The organism is Streptomyces sp. NPDC019937, assembly GCF_040631655.1.
Taxonomy (GTDB): Bacteria; Actinomycetota; Actinomycetes; order Streptomycetales; family Streptomycetaceae; genus Streptomyces.
In genome coordinates this window covers 1-17,582 of the sequence record NZ_JBEYAL010000027.1, presented here as the reverse complement: position 1 = coordinate 17,582, position 17,582 = coordinate 1, and the positions used below count along the sequence as shown (strand labels likewise).

The following is a 17,582-nucleotide window of genomic DNA, read 5'->3' as shown; positions in this document are numbered from 1 at the left end:
GCCCCGCCCGCCGCCCCACACCCGGCTCCGTCCACCCCCGGGCCCCCGAAGGGGCCTTGAGTCAGGCGGGTGGCCCGTCGGAGCGGCGGGGGCGGCCAGGGCGCTCGCCCGGGTCCAGCGGCGGGGCGCCCACCCCGCAGTGGTACGCGCACTCGGGACGGCAGGGGCGCTCCTCCGCCGCCCGCGCCCCCTCCTGTTCGGTCTCCGCCTCGGCCTCCGCGCCCCCGGCCCACTCCAGCGCGTCCGCCCGTACCGTGCGCCAGGCGATGAGCGCGCCCACCACCAGCACCGCCGCGCAGATGGGCATCGCCTTCCGGAACGACTCCGAGAACCGGTCCGCCGACCGGTACGCCTCCGAGCCCATGCCCGCCAGCAGCGGCAGCGCGGCCACCGCGACCAGGCCCGCCGCCCGCGCCGCCGCGTTGTTGATGCCGCTGGCCAGGCCCGCCCGCCCGACGTCCACCGAGGCCAGGACGGTCGCGGTGAGCGGGGCGACGAGCACCACCATGCCCAGGCCCATCACCAGCAGCGCGGGCAGCACGTCCCGCCAGTAGACGGCCCCCACCCCGGCCCGGGTCATCAGCAGCATCCCGGCCGCGCACAGCAGCGGGCCGACGGTCAGCGGGATGCGCGGGCCGATGCGCTTGCCCAGCTCGCCGGAGCGGGCCGACAGCAGCAGCATCAGCAGCGTCGTCGGCAGCAGCGCGGTCCCGGCGGCCAGCGCCGAGTAGCCGACGACCACCTGGAGGTTGAGGACGACCAGGAAGAAGAAGCCGCCGAACGCCGCGTACACGCACAGCGTCACCGCGTTCACGGCGGTGAACTGGCGCGAGGAGAAGAGCGTGAGCGGCAGCATCGGCTCGGGGCGGACCCGCTCCACGTACACGAACGCCACCCCCGCCAGCAGCCCGGCCACGGCGGGCAGCACCACGGAGAGCGACGCGCCCCGCTGCGGCGCCGCGATCAGCGCGTACGTCACCAGGCCGAGCGCGAACGCGCCGAGCACCGCGCCCAGCACGTCGAACCGGCCGTGTGCCCGCGGATCCCGGGACTCCGGTACGTGCCGCAGCGCGACCGGTACGCAGACGGCCGCCAGCGGCACGTTGAGGAAGAACACCCAGCGCCAGCCCGGACCGTCCACCAGCCAGCCCCCGAGGAACGGCCCGATGGCCGCCCCCACCCCGCCGAACCCGGACCACAGCCCGACCGCCCGGGCCCGGTCGTCGGGGTGGATGACCGACTGGATCAGCGCCAGCGAACCGGGGGTGAGCAGCGCCCCGCCGATGCCCTGGAGGGCGCGGGCGCCGATGAGCACCGTGGCGTTCGGCGCCATCCCGCACAGCAGGGACGCGAGCGCGAACCACACCACGCCGACGATGAACACCCGCCGCCGCCCGAAGCGGTCGCCGAGCGCCCCGCCGAGGAGGATGAGCCCGGCGAGGGTGAGCATGTACGCGTTGACGGTCCACTGCAGGACGGCGAGATCGGCGCCGAGGTCGAGGCCGATGCGGGGCAGCGCGACATTGACCACGGTGCTGTCCAGAAGCGCCATCGCGGAGCCCAGCACGGTGGTCAGCACGACCCACCGCCCGGCGGCGCTGGAGAGCCGCACCGCGGCGGCGGGCGCGTCATCGCTCATACCTGGATCATCCTCGCGTCCCCCGCGCGGAGCCAGCCCACGAGCGCGGTCCGTCGGCGGCCGCCGCACCCCGGCCCGCCGGCGCGGGAAGCGCACGGGCCCGGCGGCCGCCGCGAGGGCGGGCCGCCGGGCCCGGGAGGACGGCGCCGGTTACTTCAGCTTGGTGCCGGTGGAGCGCAGGTTCGCACAGGCCTGGGTGACACGCTCGGCCATGCTCTTCTCGGCCACCTTGCCCCAGCTGCGCGGGTCGTAGGTCTTCTTGTTGCCGACCTCGCCGTCGACCTTCAGCACACCGTCGTAGTTGCGGAACATGTGGTCCGCGATCGGCCGGGTGAAGGCGTACTGGGTGTCGGTGTCCAGGTTCATCTTCACCACGCCGTTCTCCAGCGCCGTGAGGATCTCCTGCTCCGTGGAGCCGGAGCCGCCGTGGAAGACGAAGTCGAACGGGTCGGTCTTGCCGGACTTCGCGGCGATCCCGTCCTGCAGCTGACGCAGCAGCTCCGGCCGCAGCACGACGTTGCCCGGCTTGTAGACGCCGTGGACGTTGCCGAAGGAGGCGGCCAGCAGGTAGCGGCCCTTCTCGCCCAGGCCCAGCGCCTCGGCGGTCCGCTCGACGTCCGCGACGGTGGTGTACAGCTCGTCGTTGATCTCGTGCGAGACGCCGTCCTCCTCGCCGCCGGTCGGGGTGATCTCGACCTCAAGGATGATCTTGGCCTTGACCGCCTCGGCCAGCAGCTCCTGCGCGATGCGCAGGTTGTCGTCCAGCGTCTCGGCGGAGCCGTCCCACATGTGGGACTGGAACAGCGGGTTCTGGCCGCCCGCGACGCGCTCCTGGGAGACCGCGAGCAGCGGACGCACATAGCCGTCCAGCTTGTCCTTCGGGCAGTGGTCGGTGTGCAGCGCGATGTTGACCGGGTACTTCTTGGCGACGACGTGCGCGAACTCGGCGAGCGCGACCGCGCCCGACACCATGTCCTTGCTGTACTGGCCACCCAGGAACTCGGCACCACCGGTGGAGATCTGGACGATGCCGTCGCTCTCCGCTTCGGCGAAGCCCCGCAGCGCGGCGTGCAGCGTCTGCGTCGAGGTCACGTTGATCGCCGGGTAGGCGAACTTGCCTGCCTTCGCCCGGTCGAGCATCTCGTTGTAGATCTCAGGGGATGCGATGGGCATCTGTCCGCTCCTTGTGATGTGCGGGTGAGGTTCTTGGCCCTGACCTAGGGGGAGTCCTGCGGCGACGTCATCGTCGCGGCCATCTTCCCAGACTCCGTCGGTTGCTCCACACGGCGCACGCGGGGACCACACGGACGGGGGTGGGTGGTTTCACGTGAAACCACCCACGCGACTGCACCTGGTCAGGTCGGGCCGAGGTCAGCTCAGGCCGAGGTCGGCGAGCGAGTACGCCGGTACGTACGGCAGCCCGGCGTCCGCGATCGCGGGCGCGGCCCCGCGCTCGACGATCGTGGCGACCGCGACGACCTCGGCGCCCGCCTCACGCGCCGCCTCGACGGCGGTCAGCGGCGAGCCGCCGGTGGTGGAGGTGTCCTCGACCACCAGCACCCGCCGCCCCGCGATGTCCGGGCCCTCGATCCGCCGCTGCAGACCGTGGGTCTTCTGCGCCTTGCGGACGACGAAGGCGTCGAGCCCGCGGCCGCGCGCGGCGGCCGCGTGCAGCATGGACGTGGCCACCGGGTCCGCGCCCAGGGTCAGGCCGCCGACCGCGTCGTAGTCCAGGTGGGCCGTGGCGTCGAGCATGACCTGCCCGACCAGGGGCGCGGCCTCGGCGTCCAGGGTGATCCGGCGCAGGTCGATGTAGTAATCGGCCTCCTTGCCGGAGGAGAGGGTCACCTTGCCGTGGACCACGGCCTTGTCCTTGATCTGCTGCAGCAGGGCGTCACGCGCTTCGCTCATGCGGACGAGCTTAGGCGGTGTCCGCACCGGCCCCCACCGGCCCCCATCGGCCCCTACGCCAGATCGCGCCAGCTCCACGTCATGGAGATCTCCAGCGGGTCGATGGGCGTGACCAGGCGGGGAAGGGTGTTCAGACCGTTCGGCGGCCCGGACTGCGGCTCGACGCACACCGCCTCCGCCTGCTCGTCGTAGATCACGACCCATTCGCTGCGGCTGGTGACCTTCAGTTCCAGCCGCCCCGGCCAGGTCAGCGTGACGTCCACGCCGTCCGGCATGCCGAAGCAGTCGTCCCACGGGCCCGGGCGCGGCGGGACGCGGTGGCCGGTGGGGAGGTGGTTCTCGCCGCGCTCCTCCTGCCATTCCGCGGTGAAGGACAGCTCGACGTCGGCGCCGCCCTCGCCCAGATCGCGCAGGAACCACGGGTGCCACCCGGCCTGCGCCGGGAAGGAGTCGCCGTCGGTCTCCACGCTCATGGTGACGGTCAGCGCGTCCGCGGCCAGGTCGAAGCTCTGGGTGACCCGGCCCTCGTACGGCCAGGGGTCGGCGAGGTCGTAGGTGAAGGCCGCGCTGTCCGGCCCGGTGCGGACGGTACGCCAGGCGAGGTCCCGGCCGGTGCCGTGGATCGCGTGCGGCGGGGAGTTGACGGGCAGCTGATGGCTCCGGCCGCCGTCGCGGAACCGTCCCAGCTCGACCCGGCCGCACCAGGGCACCATCGGGAAGGACCCGTACCGCGGGCCCTGCCGCAGCAGCTCCGTGCCACCGATGCGCAGCGAGCCGATGCGGCAGCCGTTGTCGGGCGAAACGGTCAGCTCGGCGTCCCCGGCGGTGAGCCGGACGCCCTTGGTATCCGTTGTCTCTTCGGTCACGTCACGACCCTATGCGCAGCCGCTCGGGGACGGCGACCGATCAGCGACGCCGCCCGTTCAGCGAACGCCGCCCGCTCACCGGCGGCGGCGCAGGACGCGCCGTCCGACCACGACGGCCGACGCGAGCACCACGGCCGCGGCGGGCGCGGCCCAGCGCAGCGCTGCGCTGGTGGACCCGGCCTCGGGCGCCGGTACGGGGGCGTAGCGGCCGCGGGGCGGGGCGTGGTCGACCTCCTCGGTCGAGCGGCCGATCATGGTGCGGCGGGCGTGCGCGGCCTCGGCCGGGGGCTCGTCGTCATCGAGCCCGCCCAGCTCGGCGAGGGCGCTGACGTCGCCCACCGAGTCGATGTCGTCGAGGTCGCCGATGTCGTCCACGTCGACGTCCTCGGCCTCCTCCACGCCCTCGGCCCGGTCGTCGGCCTGAGCGGTGTCGTCGGCCTGAGCGGTGTCGTCGGCGCGCAGCGGCAGCTCCGCCTCGGCGAGCGGGTCGTGATCGGAGGCCGGGGTGACCGGGGACGCCTCGAGACCGGACGCCAGCGCCGCCCCGAAGCGGTCCAGCAACCGGCGGGCCACCGTCTCGGTCGCGTGCGCGTCGAACTCGGCCAACCGCCCCTCGCTGCGCACGGTCCCGGAGCAGCGCAGCCCCGTACCGCCGCCCTCCACGGCCCGGGGCGTCAGGGTCAGCGCGAGCTTCACCGAGCCGCCGCCCCGCGCCTCGGCGCCCTCGCCCTCGACCTCCACACCGCCGCCGCGCTCGGTGACGCGCAGCGCACCGCGGTAGGTGATGGTGGATCCGCCGATGCGCAGCCGCAGCCGCCCGGCGAGCGGACCCGCGTCCTCATCGGCATCCTGCTGGAGCCCGGGGACGCAACGGGCGATGCGGTCGGGCTCCGAGAGCGCCTGCCGGACGGTGTCGACGGGAAACGGAACGAACACCTCATGCTCCATAGCTCAAGACACTACCCATCGCACGTTGGCTGAGACCCGTTCCCACGCAACTTTCGTCCCATGAGCCCACGAGATCACGAACCGGATTCACCAGCCCACCGGCCCCCGGGGCCCACGCGGTGTCAGTCCCCGTACCGCGGGTGCATGAGGGTCGAGGGCGGCAGGCGCGGCTCCCGGCTCCGCCCGGCCGCGCGCCGCGCCGCGTCCAGACCGGCCGGGGTGAGCGAGCGCGGGCGGGGGCCGTGGCGGGCGAGGGCCAGCCGGGGCGGGGTGCGGGCCGCGAGCAGGAACCCCCAGTCGCGCGGCCCCTCCCCCGCCGGCCCGTCCGCCGCCGGGCCGCCGTCCGAGGGGCGCGCCGCCACCACGTACGGCACCGTCCGCAGCCCCACCGACCGCATCGTGGCGTCCACCGTCCAGTACGCGCGGGGCCGCGGGCCCGCCTCCCCCGCGTGCACGGCGAGCCTGCCGCCGGGGGCCAGCACGCGTTCCGCCAGGCCGTAGAACTCCTGCGAGTACAGCTTGGTGCTCGACGTGAGGCCGGGGTCGGGCAGATCGCACACCACGACGTCGTACGCCGCCCTGCGCCGCAGCCAGTCGAAGGCGTCCGCGGTGACCACCCGCACCCGCGGATCGCGGTACGCGCCCGCGTTGAGGGCGGAGAGCGCGGGGTCGCGGCGGGCCAGCCGCACCACCCCGGGGTCGCGCTCGACGACGGTGACCGACCGGACCCCGGCGTACCGCAGGACCTCGCGGGCCGCGAGCCCGTCGCCGCCGCCCAGCACCAGGACCCGGCGGTGCGGCCCGGCCGCCATCGCCGGATGGATCAGCGCCTCGTGGTAGCGCAGCTCGTCGTTCCCGCTGACCTGCAGCCGCCCGTCGAGGAACAGCGACAGCGGGCGCCCGCGGGTCCGGCCGCCGGTGAGCACGACCTCCTGCACCCCGGTGCGCAGCGCGACGCGCACCTCCGGCCCGTACACGGCCTGCCGGGCGGCCCGTTCGAAGGAGGGGGTGAGGACGGCGCCCGCGGCCAGCAGGGCCAGCACCAGGGCGTTGGTGACGATCAGCGCCCACCGGGACCGGGCGCTCAGATCGCGGCGGAACAGCCACAGCACCAGCGCCCCGCCCGCGACCGCGTTGACCGCGCCCGTCACCAGCGCGCCGGTCAGCTGGCCGAACGCGGGCAGCAGCAGAAACGGAAAGGCGAGCCCGCCGACCAGCGCGCCCACGTAGTCGGCGGCGAACAGATCGGCGACCGCGCCGCCCGGGTCCTGCCGCCGCACCCGCTGGATGAGCGTCATCAGCAGCGGCACCTCGGCGCCGATGAGCACGCCGATCGCGAACGAGAAGCCGACCAGCGCGGAGCGCGACTGCCCGCACCACGCGAAGCACGCGTACAGGGCCATCGCCGAACAGCCGCCGAGGAGCGCGAGCACCGCCTCGACGGCGCCGAAGCCGACCGCGGCGCGGCAGCGCAGCCGCTTGGCGAGCAGGGAGCCGACCCCCATGGCGAACACCATCACCGACAGGACGACGGAGGCCTGGGTGACCGAGTCGCCCACCAAGTAGGAGGCGAGGGCGACGAGTTCGAGTTCGTAGACGAGTCCGCAGGCGGCGCAGACGAAGACGGTGACGAGGATCAGGAAGCGCCCGAACCCGGCCCGTACGGGCAGCCGCACCGGACTCTCAGGCTCCGGCGCGGGCATCGGGAATTCGGTCACGAACGGAACGCTACGTTACAAATCACCCACGCCTTGTCACCCACAAGGGTGCACTGACCGCCGCTCATCCGTACACCGCATCATCCGGACACCAGATCGGCGGGCGGCGGATCGGCGGGCGGCCGGAGCGGCATCGGTATGGACGTCACCCCCAGGCAGGTACGGGTGGTGACCAGCCGCCCCTCCTGCGGGTACGCGTGCCAGGTGCGCCACCCCACCGTGCCCTCGTGCCACTGCGCGAGCAGCGCGGTGAACGCGTGCGGGCTGCCGGGGAACGTCCCGGCCAGGCCGTGCGGATGGTCGGCGACCAGGGCCAGTAACTCCTGGGCCCGCCCGGCGAACGAACCCCGCGACAACTCCTCGACGCGCGCCGCGAATTCGTACTCACGGCCGTCGACGAGGGTGGAGACCCCCAGCGGGAGCGGGGTGCTGCTGCCGGACATGCAGGCCACGGTCTCCGAACAGCGCCCGTCCTCCGCTTCGAGGAGGACCTGGTGCGAGGCCCCGAGAAGCCTCAACTGCACGGCGAAACCATGGAGCGAGAGGTCGAGCACGGCCAGCGCCGGAAGCGGTTCCCGCCCCAGGGACCAGGCCAGGTCGTCGGCACGAGTGTCGGTGTAGGCAGTCTTGAGGGTCGTGAGCATGGGTCGGCTCCGCAAGCACGCAGGGGAAAGGTGGGCCGGCTCGCCCCGCGGTGGTCCAGGGGTATGCGGATACGCCGGCTCGTGCCCACGCGGGGCCCGTAGGGCGGTGCACGTGGGGTCCGTAGGGCGGTGGTATACGGAATCATGAAATGGTGGGCGCCACATCGTTTTTACCCACCTTCGCCGGGTTTCCACCCTCTAGGGCGGTCCCCAGCTCAAGTGTTCAACACACGTGCGCCCGGCGCACGTTGGCGCGCCGGGCGCGAATCACCGGGTTCCCCCGAACCGGACCTCCCGAGGGCAGCTCAGGCGCCTCCCCCGCAGCCACCACCGCCACCGCCACCGCCACCGCAGCCCCCTCCGCCGCCGCAGCCGCTGCCACCACCGCAGCCGCCACCGCCGTGATGGCCCCCGCCACCACCGCAGCCGCCGCCGCTCGAACCGCCGCTGCCGAGCCACCAGCCACCGCCGGCCGCTCCACCGGCCGACCCCGCCCGGTACACCCCCCGGCGACCGCCGTTCCGCTTCCTGGCCCGACCGGCGCTCAGCGCCGCGACCGCCATGATCGCGAAGACGCCGACGACGAAAAAGATGATGAAACCCATGGGGCCCTCACTCCTTCCATCCCCCGTAGCGAGCCCCCTAGGGGGTGTCACACCCCCTGGCGAGGTACCGCTCTGTCGTGTCTGCGGGGCTCCTGCCCGGCTTCGTCCCCCTCAAAAGCGGAGTTGAGGAAGTCCAGAGGTTCGGCGGAGGATAGGCCCATGGGACGACCGCTGCTCAACCGCCGGCTGGCCGCATTCGGCACCACGATCTTCGCCGAGATGTCCGCCCTCGCCGTGCGCACCGGTGCCATCAACCTCGGCCAGGGCTTCCCCGACACCGACGGCCCCGACGAGGTCCGCGAAGCCGCGGTGCGCGCCCTGCGCGACGGCCGCGGCAACCAGTACCCGCCCGGCCCCGGCATCCCCGAGCTGCGCACCGCCGTCGCCGAGCACCAGCAGCGCTTCTACGGGCTGTCCTACGACCCCGACACCGAGGTGCTGGTCACCGCGGGCGCCACCGAGGCCATCGCCGCCTCGCTGCTGGCCCTGCTGGAACCGGGCGACGAGGTGATCGCCCTGGAGCCGTACTACGACTCGTACGCGGCGTGCATCGCGATGGCGGGCGGCACCCGCGTCCCCGTCACCCTCCGCCCGCACGACGGCGCCTTCCGCCTCGACCTCGACGAACTGCGCGCCGCGGTCACCGACCGCACCCGCCTCATCCTCCTCAACACCCCCCACAACCCCACCGGCACCGTCCTCACCCACGAGGAGCTGGCCGCCGTCGCCGCCCTCGCCGTCGAGCGCGATCTGCTGGTGATCACGGACGAGGTCTACGAACACCTCGTCTTCGGCACCGCCCACACCCCGCTCGCCGGCTTCCCCGGCATGCGCGAGCGCACCGTCACCATCAGCAGCGCGGGCAAGACGTACTCCTTCACCGGCTGGAAGGTCGGCTGAGTCATCCCCTCTTCATACACTCCCGCTATGGCGACGAAGACAGCGAAGCGACTGCCCATCACCCCCGGTACAGAGGCAGCGATCTACTGCCGGATATCCCACGCCGATGACGACGACCAGACGGGCGTAGATCGGCAGGAACGCATCTGCCGTGAGATCGCCGAACGGCTCGGGCTCGTCGTCCCTCCGGCCCTGGTCTTCGTGGACAACAACCGGTCGGCTTGGCGACGGGATCGGAAGCGGCCGGGGTGGGACACCATGCTCAAGGAGATGGACGAAGGCACGGTCCGCCATCTGATCGCCTACCACCCGGACCGGCTGATGCGGCAGCCGAGGGACCTTGAGGAACTGCTGACGATCTCCGACAGCAACCGCATCACCTTGCACGGTGAGGCCAACCGACGCGATCTGTCCGACCCGGACGACCGCTTCATTCTCCGTATCGAGGTGGCCCACGCCTGCCGTTCCTCGGACGACACTTCACGCCGGTTGAAGGACTCGATGGACGACCGGGCGAGGGCGGGCACCCCGCACACCGGCCGCCGCCGCTACGGCTACACCAAGAACGGCATGGAGATCATCGAGGAGGAGGCGGAGATCGTACGCGAGGTCTTCCGCCGCTTCCTCGCCGGAGAGTCACCCCGCGCCATCGCCCGCGACCTCAACGAGCGCGAAGTGACGACCGCACTCGGGAAGTCATGGGGTGCCGACACGGTACGAGCCCTGATCGATTCACGGCACGTCGCGGGTATCCGAATGTTCCGAGGCGAGGAACACGGCGTCGGTAGCTGGCCCGCGATCATCGACCGGGGGCAGTGGGACGAGGCGCAGGAGAAGCGGAAGTTCCGCGCGGAGCGATCAGCGGAGAAGAACAAGCGGACCCGCTACTACCTGCTGCGTGGCGTCGTTATGTGCACCTGCGGCCGGACCATGAGCGGAAACTCCGGGAGCGTCTACGAGTACCGCTGCACACGGCGGGTGGCGGTCGACGGTACGGCGTGCAAGCGCACGATCGCGGCGGAGCCCCTGGAGCGATTCGCCCGGGACGTGGCGATCAACGTCCTGTCGAAGCTCGACGTCAGCGGCCGGGCACCCGCCACCATCACCCGACCGGTCGCCGACGTGGAGGCGGACGAGAGGGACGACCGGAAGCTCAAGGACCTCTACGAAATGTGGGACGCCGACGAGATGCCGACCCGGGAGTACCGGCAGAAGCGACGCGAGATCGAGGCCCGGATGAGGGAGCGGCAGAAGCAGACCCGTATCCGGCCCGTGGTCGTGTTGGAGGGAGTCGCCGGGCCGAAGGCCGAAGAGAACTGGAAGCGGCTGGAGAAGAACGAGGATTTCGCTCGCCTCAACGCGATCTTCCGATTCCTGTTCGGGGGCATCGTTATCGGCCCGGCGTCCGGGGTTGGCAACTTCGACACGGACCGGATCAGCATCAAACCGAACCCGCTGGGCTGAGGACGAACGCCCCTCACGGGCCGAGGAGTTGCGCGAGACGTGCAGCACTCCTCGGCCCGACTCGTGTCGGGAACTTGGCAGCTTCCCGACGCACAGCCGCCGCCCACCTTTCATCAATTTCAGACCCCCGACGCCTACGTACTGCGCTCCGTGCAGGCTGACTCATACGGCACCGCCGCCCGTACTCGCGACGTGCAGCTCTTCGCGCGCGACCTCACGGTTACGGGCGTGGTCTTCGGCAATCCCGGCAGCGAGGAGCGCGGCGCCCGGGGTGTGGCCGGAGCCGACGTAGCGCCAACGGGCGTCTGTGATCAGGTCGGGGTCGGTGAGCTGATCCCCGCTGGATTGGTGGTCGGCTCGTTCAGCACGCAGGGCGGTGTAGGTGGTGGAGTAGACACGGGACTTGGTGAGGATGTGGCCCCGGTAACCGAGCGTGTGAGCCCAGGCGCGCAGCCTCAGCGGCTCCAGCTCGGCGAGGCCGCCCAGGCGCCAGCAGGCGCGCATGAGCGCGCGTACGTGTGCCGACACGGGGGCCGCCTCGATGTCGTTGGGGCTGGAGAGCTGGTGGTCGAGTCCGGCCCCGGTGTCGGTAGCTCCCTTGGTGACGTACTTGGCGACGTATGCGGCTACCGCGTCATCGGCTAGGCCCTCACCGTCGCCAAAGGCTCGGAGCGGCCGGGCGTCGAGTTCGGAGCCCCAACGCAGTTCGTGTTCTCCCAGAGCCGCGCTGTAGGGGATGGTGAGCCGGACGGCCGCAGCGGCGGTGCGGACCACTGCCGTGAGCACTTCGGCCGTTGCCCAGGCCGGGGGCGGGTCGTCCGGCCCATGTGCGCCGTCGAGTCGCACCACAGCATGGACATGGACGGCTGCCCGCTTCTGGTACTCGGCGACCTTGGCATAGGAGATGCGCAGGCTGCGGCGCAGGCTGGTGCGGGTGCGGCCGACGCGGGCAGCGAGGTGGTTGTAGAGGTTGTCGGTGAACGCCTTCCACAGCCGTCCCGCGTGCGCGTGCCACAGGACATGCCCGGGGTAGTCGTAGCAGTCGGGGCACAGGGGTTGTCCGGTACGCGGGTCCGCCACGTCGTGGATGGCCGGGCAGCCGAGGGAACGGCCGTGTTCGCACTGCTGCGCGTCGCGGCGCGGTCGGCAGCGTTGGCCGTCGGTGGTGACGCGGTGGACGGGGCCGAAGCTGGGCGCGGTGAGCGTGAGGAAGAGTCGGGGCCGCTCTCGCACGTCGGTGGGGACGGTTTTGCCGCCGATGAGTCCGGCGCGCACCAGGTGGAAGGTGTCGCCTGCGTGGAGGCGGGAGCAGGGGGCGCAGACGGTTGCGCGGCGGTTGCGGCAGCGGATCAGGAGCCGTTCGCCGGGCTCGTTGCGGGTGTCGTAGTGGTGGAGGACTTCGCCGGTTTCCGCGTCGCGGGTGGTGGTGAAGCCGGTGAGGTGGATCGGATGGGCGCAGCCGCCGGTAGCGGTGATCTGCTCCAGCCAGCGGCCGAAGCCGGGGTCTTGGACGAGGCGGATCAGGTCTTGGTCAACTTCGGAGAGCTGACGCAGGCGCGCCGCACGGTCGAGCACGGCGCGCCTGTCAGCCGAGGTGATCTCGGCAGTGATGGTGGGGACCTCCCGGGGTGGGCCGCCGCAGCGGCACGGATGGATGCGGATGGGTGGGTGTCATCCATGGCGATCACTCCCAGTGCGTGGTTGGGCTGGTGGGTGGGTCAGCGGATGGTTCCGGCGCCCCGGCAGCAGCGGCAGCGCCGCCGGTGACCGGTACGGGTCTTGGGGAAGCGCTCCCCCTTGCAGATGGGGCAGCGGACACGGCGCATGGTCACCTGGTGGCCTCCCGAGGGTCGTCAGTTGCTGTGTGCGAAGCCGGAGAGGAGCCAGTTCACGAGGCCGTCTGCGGTGAAGATGACGGGTGTCTGGCCCAGGTACATGCCGAACAGGCCGATCAACACCGCTTCCCACCAGCGCACCGCGCGGGAGCGGACCAGGAGCACGGTGGCGAGCCCGAAGAGCAGCGCCAGCGGGAGAGCCGCTTGCTCGGTCATACGTCATCCCCTCCGTTCAGGTCCTCCAGGGCGCGGACGATCCCGCGCAGTCGGGGTGCGAGCCCCGCGTATTCGGCCGCCGTCAACTGGGCTTCCGTGGGGGTGGTCAGGTGGGACCGCCCGCGCATCCAGCCACCCAGCTCCCCGGTGGTGACCGCGACGCCTTGTTCGGCCTCTCCGATGGACTGCGCGACCGCTACCGCGTCCTTGTTCAGGTCCCCGAGGGTCATCTCGGCGGTGCCGGGGTCGTTGACGCGGTGGCAGACACGGCCGCTCAACTGGGCCCGCAGCGCCGTCACACCCGGCCCGAGATCGGAGCCGACCCGCTGCCCTGCCACCACCAGGTGCATCCCCAGCGCCGCACCGAGCTGCGCCAGGCGCAGGAGGTAGGTGGAGCACTGTTCGGCCTCTGCCCGCTGTTCCTTGTTCCCGTTGGTCAGGTACAGCTCGGCTATCTCGTCGACGATCACCACCACGGGCATCGGCCGCTGTTCCTCGGGCAGTTCCCAGATCGAACGGGCCCCGGCCGCCCGGCAGGTGCGCATGCGGTCCTGCATGTCGACCACCAGGGCGCCGAGCACGGCGATGGCCTCACTGCGGCAGGTGGCCAGGGCTGAGAGCCGCCGTTCGAACAGGCCCAGTTCCATGCCGCCCTTGCAGTCGACGCCGACCAGGGCAACAGGTTGCGGAGCGAGTTCGGTGATGAGCCGGGCGATCAGCGTGGACTTGCCCGACCGTGTGGCGCCGACGATCAGCCAGTGCGGTACGCGCCGGAAGTCCATCACCCACGCGTGGCCTGTCTCCAACGTGCCGACCGCCGCCGACAGCAGCGACGCCGACACCTCACCGGTAGGCCGGTCCGGATGCTCCAGCGGATCACTGGCTGACGCGGTGATCAGCACGACGCCGCGTTCGGGGGAGACGATCCGCACTGCGTGCACCCGCCATGCGTGCGCCAGCGCGTCAGCCGCAGCCAGGAACGGTTCCGGCGTCTGCCCCGGGTGCAGTCGCACCAGCACCGACAGCCCATTCGGTGTGGGTTGGGGGAAAGACAAGCGCGGCACGCGGGTGCGCAAAGGCTCGCCCTTGACCGCCAGATCCCCCAGCAGGCGCCGATTGGGCTTGTGGGAAACAGTGAGGTCATTGAGGTGAGCGACCTTGCGCCAGGTGACCATCACCCGCAGCGCGGTACGCGGGAAACCGGTCAGGTACCAGTGCCAGTCCGGCCGCTGGTCTCGCAGCTGGGGACCGATGACCGCCATCCAGGCCACCACCAGCAGCGCGACGATGAACAGGAACGAACCCATCACGCACCACCGCCCTTGCCCGCCGATGCCGACGCCGACGCAGCCGGAGCGGGAGCCGGTACGGGGGTGATGGCCGCTGCGCGGAAGCTGACGCCGTGACGGTCACCCATGGTCCAGGCGAACGCCTCCAGGCCCGTCACCCGCACCTCCGAGCCCTCCATAACGCCCTTGGGCTCACCGGATACGGCGATCTCGATCACCGACACGCGCCGCCTCTCCTGCCGCACCGTCACGGCGACGGTGTAGATCGTGTTGCCGTCCCGGTCCTTCTTGACCTCCTTGCTCTCGAAATCCGCGATCTTCGGTTCGGGCCCGACCGCGCACCGCAGTACGCCCAGCCGGGATGTGTCCACAGGGATGGACTGCATGGGTTGTGGGCCTCCTTGGCCAATCGAGACGCCACACGTCAGGTGACGTCACTCGTGCTTACGAGTCGCCAACTATGTATGCCTTGACGGCGGGAGGCAAGTACTTATGCTTACGAGTGACATCAGGTCACGTCAGAACCACCGACGACAGGTGACGAGGAGAGCCCGGCATGGGAGAGATCCAGCGCCCCGGAGCGCTGTACCAGCAGGTTGCCGCCGAAATCCGCAGCGGCATCGCGGCAGGCGAGTACGAACCCGGGGCCCCGCTCCCCTCAGAGGCCCAACTCATCGAGCGCTACCAGGTCAGCCGCCCCACCGTCCGCAAGGCCATCGCCGCACTCCGCGCCGAAGGACTCATCGAGGTCATCCACGGCAAGGGGAGCTACGTCCGCGCCCTCCCCGCACCCGCCGTCACCATCGAGCGGACCATCACCCGCAGCGGCAAGACCTTCCACACCGGACACCACACGTGGGAACAGGTCGAGGAACCGACCATCTACCGCACCACGACCACGGCGAACACAGCCCCGCTACTCGGACTCGACGAAGGGGAAGCCCTCTTCGGCGTCGACCGACTGCTAGCCGACCCCGACACCGGTACCCGCGCTCTCCACTGCGTACTGATCCCGTTCGCCACCGCCGACCAGGCCGAACAACTAGCCGACGCCCCGGACACCGAGCCGGAACAGATCTACGCCATCCTCACCGCAGCCGGACACAAACTCACCTGGCACGAGACCGTCAGCGCCCGCATGCCACTGCCCGACGAACGCAGCGCGCTGGACACCCCCGACGCGACCCCAATCCTCCACACCGCCCGCGTCACCTACGGCACCGACGACCGCCCGCTACTCCTCGAAGAACTCCGCGCCAGCGCCGACCGCGCCCAACTCGCCTACCGCATCACCGCAGACACACCGTTGAAAGTGGCACCGAGCAGCTGAGGTTTACGCCCTTTGCTTGCTGGCCGCGCAGCCTCCGAAACCGCTGCATCTGTGTTCGGCGACATGCCCGATTAGCTACGCTGGGTCCTCCATCGTGTCGCTGTGTATCGGGATGACAGTGGTACGGGAAAGCACAGGGGGATGATCCATGTCCGTTGACGTGGTCCAGCTCGCTCAGGACCTGACGCCGTACGCCACCACGGCCATCACCGCATACGGGGCTGCGGTCCTGGCCCGGGTCGAGGGCGACGCCGCCGATGCCACCGTCTCGTTCGGGCAGCGCGTCCTGCGACGCCTCGCCGGCCGTGACACCCCCGACAGCGTGACGACCGCCGAGCAAGATGCCCTCGCCGACACTGTCGCCGAGCTGGCAGGCACTCCGGACGACGCAGACTTGGCCGCCGTACTCCGCGTGCAGATCCGCCGTCTGATGGCGGCCCGTCCGGAGATCGCCGCCGACATCGCCGCATGGACACGTCCCGCACCGCCTACGACCGTCTCGATCACCACGTCGGGAGACAGGTCACCGGCGGTCCAAAACAACTACGGCTTCATTCACACCGGCGACTCCACAGCCTGAACCCCCGGACGGGTGAAGCCGTGACGCACAGCACATCATCAGAGATGCCCAACCTCAGGACGTCGGGAGCCCGGTCACCCGCCGTGGGGACGAACCACGGCGCCATCTTCGCAGGGGACACCACCGTCCAAGCGCCTCTGGTACTGCCAGTGCCCCGCGATGTATCCACTCCTCGCGGGCTGCGTAACCTCCCGCGGCCCCTCGGCCACCGATTCGTGGGCCGTGAAGCAGAGTTAGCTGCGCTGGAGCAGGCGCTACGTCCCCGGGACGAGCGAGCAGCCAAGCATGTCGTCACCCAGGCCATGTCCGGCCTCGGCGGCATCGGAAAGTCCACCCTCGCACTGCACTTCGCCCACGTTCACCGGCACGAGTACACGACGGTCTGGTGGATCGACGCCGAGACCCCCGAGACCATCACCGACTCGCTGGCCCAGCTCACCACACGGGCCAACCCCGGAACCGACACCAGCAGTACGCCCAGCACAACCCTGGCCGAATGGGCCCTTGCATGGCTGGAGACCCACCCCGGCTGGCTGCTGGTCTTCGACAACGCCACCCACCCCCACCACCTCGCCCCGTACGTCGCCAGGCTCACCGGCGGCGACCACCTCATCACCAGCCGCCTCACCTACGGCTGGCACGACCTGGCCGCCACACCCCTGCACCTGGACGTCCTCACCCCGCCAGCTGCCACCACTCTGCTACGCCAACTGGTCGGAACGGGCCACAGCAACCAGCCCTCGACTGTCGAGGAACTGGCGGACGAACTTGGCTACCTTCCCCTTGCGCTGGAACAGGCCGGTGCGTACATCCGCCGCACACGCATCCCCTGCTCCGATTACCTGCGCCGCTTCCGCGCCCAAGCCGCCCGCATGCTCAACACTCCCGGCAATGGCGACCCGCACAGCATCACCATCGCCCGCACCTGGCGGGTCACGCTCGACACCATCGCCGAACGCGACCCACATGCCGTGGATTTGCTGCGCGTCATGGCCTGGTTCGCTCCTCACGACATACCCCGCGACCTCCTCAGCGGCGCAGTCGACGAACCGGACGCGGACGTCGACGCCCTCGCTCTCCTCAACGACTTCAGCATGATCAACCTCACCGAGAGCACCGCAGCCGTACACCGCCTCGTCCAAGCACTCGCCCGAACCCCCGACCCCCAAGACCCCCACCGCAGTGACTCAGCCATCAGCCAAGCGCAGGCCAGTGCCGCAACGTTGATGTGTGAGACCCTGCCCGACAAGCCGGAGACCAACACCGCCGGATGGCCACGCTGGCGCGTCATCCTCCCGCACATCGACGCCTACCTCACGCGCACTCACCCGGAAACGGACACCATCGAAACAGCCTGGATTCTGTACAGCACTTCGCGATTCCTGCACGGTCAAGGTCAGCTCTCTCAAGCCACCCAATACGCACAACGGTCCGCCGACACATCAGCAAGGCTCAATGGCGAGGACCACCTATCCACCCTGTCTTCCCGCAACAACCTCGCAACCGCCTACAAGGCGGCCGGGGACCTGGGCCGCGCCATCTCGCTGCACGAGCAGAACCTCACCGACAGCATCCGGGTCCTGGGCGAAGACCACCCATCCACCCTGACCTCCCGCAACAACCTCGCCTACGCCTAC

The 17,582-nt window shown here is 70.9% G+C and carries 16 protein-coding genes and 1 pseudogene; 5 read left to right on the top strand and 12 right to left on the bottom strand.

Features of this window, described 5'->3' with window-relative positions; all coding sequences use genetic code 11:
- Positions 1 to 61 precede the first annotated feature (61 nt).
- The 8 genes from ABZ562_RS25720 to ABZ562_RS25685 all read right to left on the bottom strand — a co-directional run bounded on the left by ABZ562_RS25720 (position 62) and on the right by ABZ562_RS25685 (position 8,331).
- Entirely contained in the window at positions 62 to 1,639 is a 1,578-nt protein-coding gene (locus ABZ562_RS25720) for an MFS transporter (RefSeq protein ID WP_361483958.1), read from the bottom strand.
- A 150-nt stretch (positions 1,640 to 1,789) separates the two neighbouring features.
- Entirely contained in the window at positions 1,790 to 2,812 is a 1,023-nt protein-coding gene (fbaA, locus tag ABZ562_RS25715; RefSeq protein ID WP_361483956.1) for a class II fructose-bisphosphate aldolase, read from the bottom strand.
- Positions 2,813 to 3,010: 198 nt separating this feature from the next.
- Positions 3,011 to 3,550 (bottom strand): orotate phosphoribosyltransferase, encoded by a 540-nt coding sequence (gene pyrE, locus ABZ562_RS25710; RefSeq protein WP_361483954.1) that lies wholly within the window; start codon positions 3,548 to 3,550, stop codon positions 3,011 to 3,013.
- 53 nt (positions 3,551 to 3,603) lie between these two features.
- Positions 3,604 to 4,416: an aldose 1-epimerase gene (locus tag ABZ562_RS25705; RefSeq protein WP_361483952.1), complete on the bottom strand. Its 813-nt coding sequence runs from the start codon at positions 4,414 to 4,416 to the stop codon at positions 3,604 to 3,606.
- A 75-nt stretch (positions 4,417 to 4,491) separates the two neighbouring features.
- Positions 4,492 to 5,364, bottom strand: coding sequence for an SRPBCC domain-containing protein (locus ABZ562_RS25700; protein WP_361483951.1), 873 nt, complete (start codon positions 5,362 to 5,364; stop codon positions 4,492 to 4,494).
- Between the two features lie 122 nt (positions 5,365 to 5,486).
- Positions 5,487 to 7,067, bottom strand: coding sequence for a polyamine aminopropyltransferase (locus ABZ562_RS25695; RefSeq protein WP_361484122.1), 1,581 nt, complete (start codon positions 7,065 to 7,067; stop codon positions 5,487 to 5,489).
- Positions 7,068 to 7,162: 95 nt separating this feature from the next.
- The gene (locus ABZ562_RS25690; protein ID WP_361483949.1) at positions 7,163 to 7,726 is read right to left on the bottom strand and encodes a DUF2617 family protein; all 564 of its coding nucleotides are present in this window, start codon (positions 7,724 to 7,726) and stop codon (positions 7,163 to 7,165) included.
- Between the two features lie 305 nt (positions 7,727 to 8,031).
- Positions 8,032 to 8,331 carry a hypothetical protein gene (locus ABZ562_RS25685; RefSeq protein WP_361483947.1) on the bottom strand — a complete coding sequence of 100 codons (300 nt, stop codon included), beginning with the start codon at positions 8,329 to 8,331 and terminating at the stop codon, positions 8,032 to 8,034.
- A gap of 159 nt (positions 8,332 to 8,490) precedes the next feature.
- Here ABZ562_RS25685 and ABZ562_RS25680 point away from each other — a divergent pair.
- Together ABZ562_RS25680 and ABZ562_RS25675 are read left to right on the top strand one after the other, a co-directional pair.
- Positions 8,491 to 9,228: pseudogene (locus ABZ562_RS25680) on the top strand (aminotransferase class I/II-fold pyridoxal phosphate-dependent enzyme); the annotation flags it as partial.
- Positions 9,229 to 9,258: 30 nt separating this feature from the next.
- A complete protein-coding gene (locus ABZ562_RS25675; protein ID WP_361483945.1) occupies positions 9,259 to 10,695 on the top strand; it encodes a recombinase family protein in 1,437 nt (478 codons plus the stop codon).
- 162 nt (positions 10,696 to 10,857) lie between these two features.
- Here ABZ562_RS25675 and ABZ562_RS25670 read toward each other — a convergent pair whose 3' ends face one another.
- From ABZ562_RS25670 to ABZ562_RS25655, 4 genes are all read right to left on the bottom strand, one after another.
- The gene (locus ABZ562_RS25670) at positions 10,858 to 12,270 is read right to left on the bottom strand and encodes a replication initiator (RefSeq protein WP_361483943.1); all 1,413 of its coding nucleotides are present in this window, start codon (positions 12,268 to 12,270) and stop codon (positions 10,858 to 10,860) included.
- Positions 12,271 to 12,548: 278 nt separating this feature from the next.
- Positions 12,549 to 12,746 (bottom strand): hypothetical protein, encoded by a 198-nt coding sequence (locus tag ABZ562_RS25665; protein WP_361483941.1) that lies wholly within the window; start codon positions 12,744 to 12,746, stop codon positions 12,549 to 12,551.
- Positions 12,743 to 14,053, bottom strand: a complete 1,311-nt coding sequence (locus ABZ562_RS25660; RefSeq protein WP_361483939.1) for an FtsK/SpoIIIE domain-containing protein — start codon at positions 14,051 to 14,053, stop codon at positions 12,743 to 12,745. The genes ABZ562_RS25665 and ABZ562_RS25660 overlap by 4 nt, the downstream gene beginning before the upstream one ends.
- Positions 14,053 to 14,421, bottom strand: a complete 369-nt coding sequence (locus tag ABZ562_RS25655; protein WP_361483937.1) for a hypothetical protein — start codon at positions 14,419 to 14,421, stop codon at positions 14,053 to 14,055. Before ABZ562_RS25655 ends, ABZ562_RS25660 begins: the two co-directional genes overlap by 1 nt.
- A gap of 170 nt (positions 14,422 to 14,591) precedes the next feature.
- Here ABZ562_RS25655 and ABZ562_RS25650 point away from each other — a divergent pair, with 170 nt between their 5' ends.
- The 3 genes from ABZ562_RS25650 to ABZ562_RS25640 form a co-directional block, all read left to right on the top strand.
- The gene (locus tag ABZ562_RS25650) at positions 14,592 to 15,365 is read left to right on the top strand and encodes a GntR family transcriptional regulator (protein ID WP_361483935.1); all 774 of its coding nucleotides are present in this window, start codon (positions 14,592 to 14,594) and stop codon (positions 15,363 to 15,365) included.
- 148 nt (positions 15,366 to 15,513) lie between these two features.
- Positions 15,514 to 15,945 carry a hypothetical protein gene (locus ABZ562_RS25645; protein ID WP_361483933.1) on the top strand — a complete coding sequence of 144 codons (432 nt, stop codon included), beginning with the start codon at positions 15,514 to 15,516 and terminating at the stop codon, positions 15,943 to 15,945.
- 215 nt (positions 15,946 to 16,160) lie between these two features.
- The coding region (locus ABZ562_RS25640) for a tetratricopeptide repeat protein (protein ID WP_361483932.1) at positions 16,161 to 17,582 on the top strand (1,422 nt) is incomplete at its 3' end.

What these genes read in the sequence shown, in the direction of transcription:
- ABZ562_RS25720 (WP_361483958.1), bottom strand. Translation starts at nt 1,639, where the DNA reads ATGAGCGATGACGCGCCCGCCGCCGCGGTGCGGCTCTCCAGCGCCGCC.
- fbaA (WP_361483956.1), bottom strand. Translation starts at nt 2,812, where the DNA reads ATGCCCATCGCATCCCCTGAGATCTACAACGAGATGCTCGACCGGGCG.
- pyrE (WP_361483954.1), bottom strand. Translation starts at nt 3,550, where the DNA reads ATGAGCGAAGCGCGTGACGCCCTGCTGCAGCAGATCAAGGACAAGGCC.
- ABZ562_RS25700 (WP_361483951.1), bottom strand. Translation starts at nt 5,364, where the DNA reads ATGGAGCATGAGGTGTTCGTTCCGTTTCCCGTCGACACCGTCCGGCAG.
- ABZ562_RS25695 (WP_361484122.1), bottom strand. Translation starts at nt 7,067, where the DNA reads ATGCCCGCGCCGGAGCCTGAGAGTCCGGTGCGGCTGCCCGTACGGGCC.
- ABZ562_RS25690 (WP_361483949.1), bottom strand. Translation starts at nt 7,726, where the DNA reads ATGCTCACGACCCTCAAGACTGCCTACACCGACACTCGTGCCGACGAC.
- ABZ562_RS25685 (WP_361483947.1), bottom strand. Translation starts at nt 8,331, where the DNA reads ATGGGTTTCATCATCTTTTTCGTCGTCGGCGTCTTCGCGATCATGGCG.
- ABZ562_RS25675 (WP_361483945.1), top strand. Translation starts at nt 9,259, where the DNA reads ATGGCGACGAAGACAGCGAAGCGACTGCCCATCACCCCCGGTACAGAG.
- ABZ562_RS25665 (WP_361483941.1), bottom strand. Translation starts at nt 12,746, where the DNA reads ATGACCGAGCAAGCGGCTCTCCCGCTGGCGCTGCTCTTCGGGCTCGCC.
- ABZ562_RS25660 (WP_361483939.1), bottom strand. Translation starts at nt 14,053, where the DNA reads ATGGGTTCGTTCCTGTTCATCGTCGCGCTGCTGGTGGTGGCCTGGATG.
- ABZ562_RS25655 (WP_361483937.1), bottom strand. Translation starts at nt 14,421, where the DNA reads ATGCAGTCCATCCCTGTGGACACATCCCGGCTGGGCGTACTGCGGTGC.
- ABZ562_RS25650 (WP_361483935.1), top strand. Translation starts at nt 14,592, where the DNA reads ATGGGAGAGATCCAGCGCCCCGGAGCGCTGTACCAGCAGGTTGCCGCC.
- ABZ562_RS25645 (WP_361483933.1), top strand. Translation starts at nt 15,514, where the DNA reads ATGTCCGTTGACGTGGTCCAGCTCGCTCAGGACCTGACGCCGTACGCC.